Source organism: Pantoea sp. A4, from assembly GCF_000295955.2.
Lineage (GTDB): Bacteria > Pseudomonadota > Gammaproteobacteria > Enterobacterales > Enterobacteriaceae > Pantoea > Pantoea multigeneris.
Genome location: NZ_ALXE01000035.1, coordinates 1 through 4,868, shown reverse-complemented (window position 1 = coordinate 4,868; position 4,868 = coordinate 1). Strand labels below are relative to the sequence as shown.

The window sequence follows — 4,868 nt, the reverse complement described above, 5'->3', positions numbered from 1 at the left end:
GGCTCAAAGACCGTGCCGTCTGACAGCGTGGCCAGCTTGCTGATACCCGCATCCAGTCCGATAGCGGACGTTGACGGGTGTACGGGCTTTTCGGCCTCCGTTTCGACCTGAAACGAGATATACCAGCCGCCAGCGTGCTGGCTGACCGTGGCGTTTTTGATTTTTCCGGTAACGGCGCGGGACTGGCGGAACTTCACCCAGCCCAGCCCGGAGGGCAATTTAACGCGCTTGCGGTCAAGCTGGCAGTATTTGTCAAAGTTGACGAACCGGATGGAATCGTTGCCCTGGCTCTTGCGCTTGAATACCGGCTTTTTAGCCGCCAGACGCTTATCAAAGCACCGTTTCCATGCCCCGTGCAGGTCTTTGAGTTTCTGCTGGAGGTTGTCAGTGTACGCTTCAGACAGGAACGCCAGCTCAGGCAAGCCCTTCCACGTGGTCAGCATTTTATTCAGCGCAAAGGCGGTGGGCAGCTTTTGCCCGGCATCCAGCATGCGCTGCGTTTCTGCCAGGCCATAATTCCAGATGAAACGCGCACAGCCGCACATCTGGCGCAGTCGTTGCGCCTGAGCATCCGTGGGTTCCAGCCGGTATTTATACGCCTTCAGGATAAGCATGTGCATTCAGTGCCCGGCAAATGAATACTGGATAAATAACCATGTGTTTTAGCTGGAGTCAAGCCGTGCTGGCGATTTTAAAAAAAGCTGACTAGAGCCTTTTTGCTGCATGCTCACTGCGTTTTATGACGAAATGCCGTCAATATATCTTTGGTGAATGACACCGTACGCGCATTAACCAGCGCGCGGCCGAAAAATGCGGTGAAGTGCCGCCTGAAGCCGTGAAGAAGTACGTTCAAAACCCACGAGGCTGAAGAATAATTGACGCTACCGCGTCAATTCAAATTCCCCTCCCACCTCCTTCGGTGGGAGGGGAATTTGAAGAAAAGATGGGTGCCGCCTATCTGATCTATTTAGGCGGAAAAATGCTTTTTGAAAGCTTTAAAAGAAAACAAGCGGGAGAACAGGCTCAACCGCAAAGTACGAAAAAGAGCAGTGCTTATAGTCTGTTATCCAGAGGCTTTATTACTACCTTGACCAATCCAAAGGTCCTGCTTTTCTTTGTTTCATTTTTCCCGCAGTTTGTCACACCAGAAGGCGATCAACATGCCGTCTCATTCCTGCTGCTAGGACTCACCTATGCATTAGTCGCCTTTTTGACCGATATGACCTTTGCCGTTTTAGCAGGTAGCGCGGCGGGTAGTCTTTCCGGAAACCGAAAACTGCAAAACGTACTGGATCGGATTGTAGGGACGACGTTTATTGCGTTGGGTATCAGACTGGCCTTAACCCGCCGATAGGATGGATAATAGCTGCCGATTGCTATTGGTTGACTTGCTTTAGGTTTCTCATTATCACCAAAAAAAATAGAATTAACTTCAACCTTAATACCTATTTTGTGGTATGGATGCAGATGCTGAGCACAAACAGGAAGATAGTAAGACTACACACAGTGATGGCACAACGATTAGCATCTGACTAACCATATTAGGGTGAAATAAGAACAATCCTAAAATACATGCTATTTTCAACATAACCGAATGAAAACATGCTTAAATGCAACCTCATTTAGAAATGATTTCCATTGGTTGTAAACAAGGCTTGAAGTTGAATCTCACTTGCAGATAGACTTGGCCTTCGCATGATCTTCATTAATAGTCTGGGCTTAAGCTATTTTGCAGATTCAAAGGTGGTTTGTGAGCCAGGATAATGTCAGGGACTGAATTGCACTGCAAATCCCAGTGTGAAAAGTCATAATTTAGTACACATGGATAGAGGATAGTTAATGACTTGGGTATATCATCAAAGCGACGGACTTCTTACGAAAGATGGGATTTCCATAAGCTATGGCTATGCGGGAAAAGGGAAAGGTAAGTTTAAGACAAATATGGAGAGTGTACCAAACACAGGCCCACTCCCAAGAGGGCGTTACACCATAATTGGCCACCCTTTCCATCATCCCCACACTGGCGCTTACTCATTAAGACTCCAACCTGATGCCCATAATAAAATGTTTGGACGTGCGGGGTTTTTAATTCACGGCGATAGCAACGTTCATCCTGGTGAGGCTTCTGATGGTTGCATTGTTCTCGGAATTTTGATCAGGCAAAGAATATGGAATAGCGGCGACAGAATCATTGAGGTTGTAAAATGATGAAAATTAAAATCTCAGCATTATTTTTAGTGCTGCTTCCCGTCATTGCAAGCGCTAAGGTTGTACCACAGGATTGTGTTGCATGGCCGATGAATATCACGGAAGGATGGTTGAAACGCTCTGGTATCATTGATATTTCAGATCTTGATGAGCCTAAGACAGAAGTGAAGCTCCTTGCCTCACAGAAAAAGGGGCATAATCTGCATACGAATATCTACAGGTTTGTTTTCCATGCTAAGGATGGGCGAAAATTTGAGGTGATTACGCAAAATGATGCCTCAGATGAAGAGTGTTCTATGAGCGAAGTGAATAGCTATCTTATTTCGAAAAGCACAATAAATTATTGATGTTATCTAATGTCCATGGAGTAATGGCATCCATGGACATTACTGCATTGTGCAATTTCTGGGACTTTGCTATTTCTAGCCTACATCTCACATCACCTTTGACAACGCATCTTCCATAAGTTGTCCGAGCATTAGCTGTGCCCCGTGAATAGCGTCATTTCCCACGCCCTGCTCCAGAGTGATGCCCAGATTGCCCGGAGATGGCAATACAGCTCCCGCGACATGCAAATTACCGGGCATTCCGATACGTGTTCGCAAAGTGATACCCAATCCCGCCTGTACTGCAGCCCAGATGCCGCTGAGGCTTTGGCTGACAAAGACCACCTGCCAGGGAATATTCGCGCGATCCAGGCATTCAATGGCACGGGAGCGCATCAGACAGGGGCTTTCAAGCATCACCAGCGGCAAGGGCAGCCCCTGCGCCAGCAGGGTTGTAATATCCAGCTTTGGATGCATTATCCACTCTAGCTGGCACTGCCCCATCGGTTTACCGCCCCGCTGCACATGCTCCAGTTGCCACAACAGCGCCATATCCAGTTCGTTCTCATTGATCGCATTGAGCAATCCCCGGTTGCGGTCGACGCGGGCCAGAATTCGCATCCCCGGATGGTGGAGTTTAAACTCCCCCAGAATGCCCGGCATCAGTGATTCGCCAAAGTCTTCCTGCATACCAATACGGATTTCCCCCTGCATCAGTTTGCCATTCAGGGCAAGCAGCGCTTCGTCATTCAACGCTAAAAGCCGACGGGCATAGCCCATAATGATCTCGCCATTATGGGTCAACGCCAGATGGCGGCCATTCCTCACAACCAGTTCGACGCCACACTGCTGTTCCAGTTTTTTGAGCTGTGCACTCACTGCGGAGGTAGAACGACAAAGACGGCTGGCAGCCTGCGCGAAGCTGCCGCATTCAATGCCAGTGACGAAACTGCGTAGCGCATCGAGGTCGAGCGTCGAAGGAATTTTGTTCATCATAATCCTGAAATTCGGGATGATTGATATCGATTAATTCAATTTTCAGGATCTGAATATCGCGCCAGAATGACTCCACTGTCAATAAGGAGTCACCACGATGACGAAATCACTCAATCGCGAATCTCTGGCGCTTGTCGCCCCTAAACTGGCTGAGCTGACCCAGAACGTGCTGTTTAACGATATCTGGCAGCGTGACACCCTTTCCCCACGCGAACGAAGCTTAATTACGCTGGCAGCCCTGACGGCGCTGGGTCGGGTACAACAGCTGCCCTGGCATGTTCAGTTCGCGCAACAGAATGGCCTTACTCGTGAAGAGATGGTGGAAGCTTTCACCCATCTGGCCTTTTACGCGGGCTGGCCAGCGGCAGTTTCTGCTCTGGAATGCCTGGAAGAGGAGCGACGCTAATGCCATTCACCCGTATTACGCTGCGCCAGGGCTTTAGCGACCCGCAAATCCGGCAGATTTCGGACATTCTGCAACAAACCCTTGAGGACGAATTTGCCGTCCCTTCACACGATCGTTTTCAGGTTTTCGAAACGTTACCTGACCATCAACGCGTATTTGATCGCCATTATAAAAGCGGCGGGCGCAGCGATAATTTCATGCAGTTTCATATCATCGCCGGTAGACCTCGCACGCTGGAGCAGAAGGCAGACCTCTGCCGTACGTTAAGCAGCCGACTGCAAGCCGCGCTCGATATCAGTCCGAATGATGTGATGGTGATTATTCAATTTAATACCGCCGATGACTGGAGTTTCAGCAACGGACGTTTGCTCTCTGAGGAGGATTTATGATTGTGATGCAATATCGATTCACCCTACCCGCAAATTACGACATGGACATCATTGAGCGGCGTATTGCTGAGAATGGATCAAAGCTCAATGGCTTTCCCGGTTTGCTGTTTAAAGCCTATCTGGTCGCTAAACGCCATGAAGGCTATTGCGATGAAAACCGTTATGCCCCGTTTTACGTGTGGGAGAATGCGCAGGCTATGACTGCGTTTTTACAAAGCCCGGCGTTTAAAACGCTGACGCAAGATTTTGGCTGGCCGCAGATTGATACCTGGCTGGCGCTGCAACTTCCCTGCATTGATGAGATCCGAAACGCCCCGTGGTTATCCATAACCAGGCACACGATCCCACCGCACAGCGACCTGTCTTTGCTGGCGCAGGATGGGGATCTCAGCGCCTGGGATGTCAGCCGCTGGCAGTACTTACAAGCTGATTTCGGTGATGCACCACAAAGAGGAAAAGAAAATTATCGTATTGCCTTTATGGCAAGCGGGGCGTGGTGAAAACTGAAGCTAATAGTAGGATTGTATTTCGTATACCCACGGC

General features: G+C 49.2%; 8 protein-coding genes. 6 read left to right on the top strand and 2 right to left on the bottom strand.

Annotation, left to right across the window (positions count from 1 at the left end; genetic code table 11):
• Window positions 1-614, bottom strand: a 614-nt coding sequence (locus B880_RS0115970) for an RNA-guided endonuclease InsQ/TnpB family protein (RefSeq protein WP_017348447.1), incomplete at its 3' end; no start/stop codon positions are given.
• A 329-nt stretch (window positions 615-943) separates the two neighbouring features.
• Between B880_RS0115970 and B880_RS25125 the strand changes: the two genes are divergently transcribed.
• The 3 genes from B880_RS25125 to B880_RS0115955 all read left to right on the top strand — a co-directional run bounded on the left by B880_RS25125 (window position 944) and on the right by B880_RS0115955 (window position 2,555).
• Complete coding sequence (locus tag B880_RS25125) at window positions 944-1,354, top strand: LysE family translocator (protein ID WP_017348446.1); 411 nt, start codon at window positions 944-946, stop codon at window positions 1,352-1,354.
• Window positions 1,355-1,839: 485 nt separating this feature from the next.
• Window positions 1,840-2,208, top strand: a complete 369-nt coding sequence (locus tag B880_RS0115960; protein WP_017348445.1) for a tlde1 domain-containing protein — start codon at window positions 1,840-1,842, stop codon at window positions 2,206-2,208.
• Window positions 2,205-2,555: a hypothetical protein gene (locus B880_RS0115955; protein WP_017348444.1), complete on the top strand. Its 351-nt coding sequence runs from the start codon at window positions 2,205-2,207 to the stop codon at window positions 2,553-2,555. The genes B880_RS0115960 and B880_RS0115955 overlap by 4 nt, the downstream gene beginning before the upstream one ends.
• Window positions 2,556-2,642: 87 nt before the next feature.
• Here the strand turns inward: B880_RS0115955 and B880_RS0115950 are convergent, their stop codons facing one another.
• Window positions 2,643-3,527 (bottom strand): LysR substrate-binding domain-containing protein, encoded by an 885-nt coding sequence (locus B880_RS0115950; protein ID WP_017348443.1) that lies wholly within the window; start codon window positions 3,525-3,527, stop codon window positions 2,643-2,645.
• A 100-nt stretch (window positions 3,528-3,627) separates the two neighbouring features.
• On the opposite strand from B880_RS0115950, the gene B880_RS0115945 reads away from it, so the two are divergent.
• From B880_RS0115945 to B880_RS0115935, 3 genes are read left to right on the top strand one after another with little or no spacing between them, the layout of a single operon-like run.
• Entirely contained in the window at window positions 3,628-3,936 is a 309-nt protein-coding gene (locus B880_RS0115945; RefSeq protein ID WP_017348442.1) for a carboxymuconolactone decarboxylase family protein, read from the top strand.
• Window positions 3,936-4,325: a tautomerase family protein gene (locus B880_RS0115940; protein ID WP_017348441.1), complete on the top strand. Its 390-nt coding sequence runs from the start codon at window positions 3,936-3,938 to the stop codon at window positions 4,323-4,325. The genes B880_RS0115945 and B880_RS0115940 overlap by 1 nt, the downstream gene beginning before the upstream one ends.
• Window positions 4,322-4,825, top strand: a complete 504-nt coding sequence (locus tag B880_RS0115935; RefSeq protein ID WP_017348440.1) for a DUF4865 family protein — start codon at window positions 4,322-4,324, stop codon at window positions 4,823-4,825. The genes B880_RS0115940 and B880_RS0115935 overlap by 4 nt, the downstream gene beginning before the upstream one ends.
• Window positions 4,826-4,868: the final 43 nt, after the last annotated feature.

Excerpts from the sequence above, each read along its gene's own strand:
- B880_RS25125 (WP_017348446.1), top strand. The coding sequence starts at position 944 with ATGGGTGCCGCCTATCTGATCTATTTAGGCGGAAAAATGCTTTTTGAA.
- B880_RS0115960 (WP_017348445.1), top strand. The coding sequence starts at position 1,840 with ATGACTTGGGTATATCATCAAAGCGACGGACTTCTTACGAAAGATGGG.
- B880_RS0115955 (WP_017348444.1), top strand. The coding sequence starts at position 2,205 with ATGATGAAAATTAAAATCTCAGCATTATTTTTAGTGCTGCTTCCCGTC.
- B880_RS0115950 (WP_017348443.1), bottom strand. The coding sequence starts at position 3,527 with ATGAACAAAATTCCTTCGACGCTCGACCTCGATGCGCTACGCAGTTTC.
- B880_RS0115945 (WP_017348442.1), top strand. The coding sequence starts at position 3,628 with ATGACGAAATCACTCAATCGCGAATCTCTGGCGCTTGTCGCCCCTAAA.
- B880_RS0115940 (WP_017348441.1), top strand. The coding sequence starts at position 3,936 with ATGCCATTCACCCGTATTACGCTGCGCCAGGGCTTTAGCGACCCGCAA.
- B880_RS0115935 (WP_017348440.1), top strand. The coding sequence starts at position 4,322 with ATGATTGTGATGCAATATCGATTCACCCTACCCGCAAATTACGACATG.